Consider the following 2,012-nt stretch of genomic DNA (forward strand, 5'->3'; position numbering starts at 1 on the left):
GGACCGCCCTGACCGACGGCCCTGCGGCGGGCGCCCGCACCACCGGCGGTGCCCCCGCGTTCGCCGGCGGCATCGAGAAGATCTGGCTCGACGGCCCGGTCACCGCCGACCTCGCCGAGTCGACCGCCCAGATCGGCGCGCCCGACGTCTGGGCCGACGGCAACACGGGTGAGGGCGTGGACGTCGCCGTGCTCGACACGGGCATCGACCCCACGCACCCCGACCTTGCCGACCAGGTCGCCGCGAGCGCGAACTTCGTCGAGACCGAGGACTACGTCGAGGACTACCAGGGGCACGGCACGCACGTCGCCTCCACGATCGCGGGCACCGGCGCGGCCTCCGACGGGCTGGAGCGGGGCGTCGCCCCGGGCGCGCGACTGCACGTCGGCCGGGTGCTCGACAGCAACGGGCGTGGCATGGAGTCCTGGATCATCGCCGGCATGGAGTGGGCCGCGCGGGACCAGGACGCCCGCATCGTCAGCATGAGCCTGGGCGGCGAGCCCGCCGGGGCCGACGACCCGATGGCGACCGCCGTGGACGAGCTCACCGCCGAGACGGGCGCGCTGTTCGTGACCGCCGCCGGCAACGGTGGGCCGCACACCATCAGCACCCCTGCCCTGGCGGACTCCGCCCTGGCCGTCGGCGCCGTCGACGCGACCGACACCCTGGCCGACTTCTCCAGCACGGGCCCCGCCGTCGACGGCGGGGTCAAGCCCGAGATCACGGCGCCAGGCGTCGACGTCCTCGCGGCCCGCTCGCAGCTCGTGCGCGGCTCCGGGATGTACACGACGATGAGCGGCACCTCGATGGCGACCCCGCACGTGGCGGGCACCGCGGCGCTCGTCGCGGCGGCCCACCCGGACTGGACGGCGGAGCAGATCAAGGAGGCGATCGTCAGCACCGCCGTGCCGACCCCCGCCTACACCCCCTACGAGGCCGGCAGCGGCCGCCTCGACGCGCCCGCCGCCGTGGCCGCCACGGTGTTCGGCACCGCGAGCGCCGGGTTCGGTTTCCACACGTTCGGCGACGGTACGGACGAACCGGTGTCGAAGCCGATCACCTACACGAACCTGGGTGACGCCCCGGTCGACCTGCACCTCGCGGTCGACGGCGCGGTCCCGGCGGGCTTCCTCACGCTGTCCTCGCCGACGGTGACCGTTCCTGCGCGGGGCACGGCGTCGGTGGACCTCACGGCGGACCTCTCGCTGCTGCCGGCGGAGGTAGACCTGAGCGCCACGGTCGTGGCGACGGACGACGCCGGGGCCGTGCGGGCCCGCACGCTGACGGGCGCGACCCGCGAGGGGCAGCGCCAGAAGCTGACCGTGACGGTCACCGGCGACGACGGCCGGCCCGCGACGGGCAAGCTGCTGGTGACGTCGGACCAGATCTTCGCCGGGGCGGACCTGGACGAGAACGGCACCGCGGTGCTGCGGATGCCGGTGGGCAGCTACAGCGGCTGGCTGTCGGTCGACGTCGAGGGTGCCAACGGGCGGGGTTCGCTCGGCACGGCGCTGCTGAGCTTCGTGGACGTGGACCTGAGCCAGGACCGCGACATCGTGCTGGACGCCCGCAAGGCGGTCCAGGTGCGGGCCGAGGTGCCGCAGGACACGGACCCGGGTGCCATGCGACTGGACATCATCCGGCAGTTCCCGAACGGCGGGTACACGGCGAGCTCCATGTTCCCGGCGGGCGAGTACGACAGCCTGTGGGCGCTGCCCACGGGGAAGAAGGTCACCGAGGGCCTGTTCGAGTTCGGGGCGCAGTTCCGCCTGGAGCAGCCGGCGCTCACCGTGCTCGCGGGCCGGGGCGGCTTCGACGGCCTGGGCGACCTGCGGGTCAAGCGGGGCGCGACGCCGCTGCCTGCGGGGAAGCGCACGCTGCGCGTGGTCGAGGTCGAGGGACCGTCCGACCTGTCCGACCTGGCACGGCACGGGGGCGGGCACGGCCTGACGGACACCGCCGTCGTCGTGCACGCCGCCGACACCCGGGAGATCGCTGACCTGGCGCAGGCC

The 2,012-nt window shown here is 74.6% G+C and carries 1 protein-coding gene; it reads left to right on the plus strand.

Annotated elements, in window-relative coordinates; all coding sequences use genetic code 11:
- On the plus strand, positions 1-2,012 hold a 2,012-nt coding region (locus tag PROKR_RS03600; RefSeq protein ID WP_157601868.1), incomplete at both ends, for a S8 family serine peptidase.

Origin of the sequence: Promicromonospora kroppenstedtii DSM 19349, from assembly GCF_000515355.1 — a bacterium.
GTDB lineage: Bacteria > Actinomycetota > Actinomycetes > Actinomycetales > Cellulomonadaceae > Promicromonospora > Promicromonospora kroppenstedtii.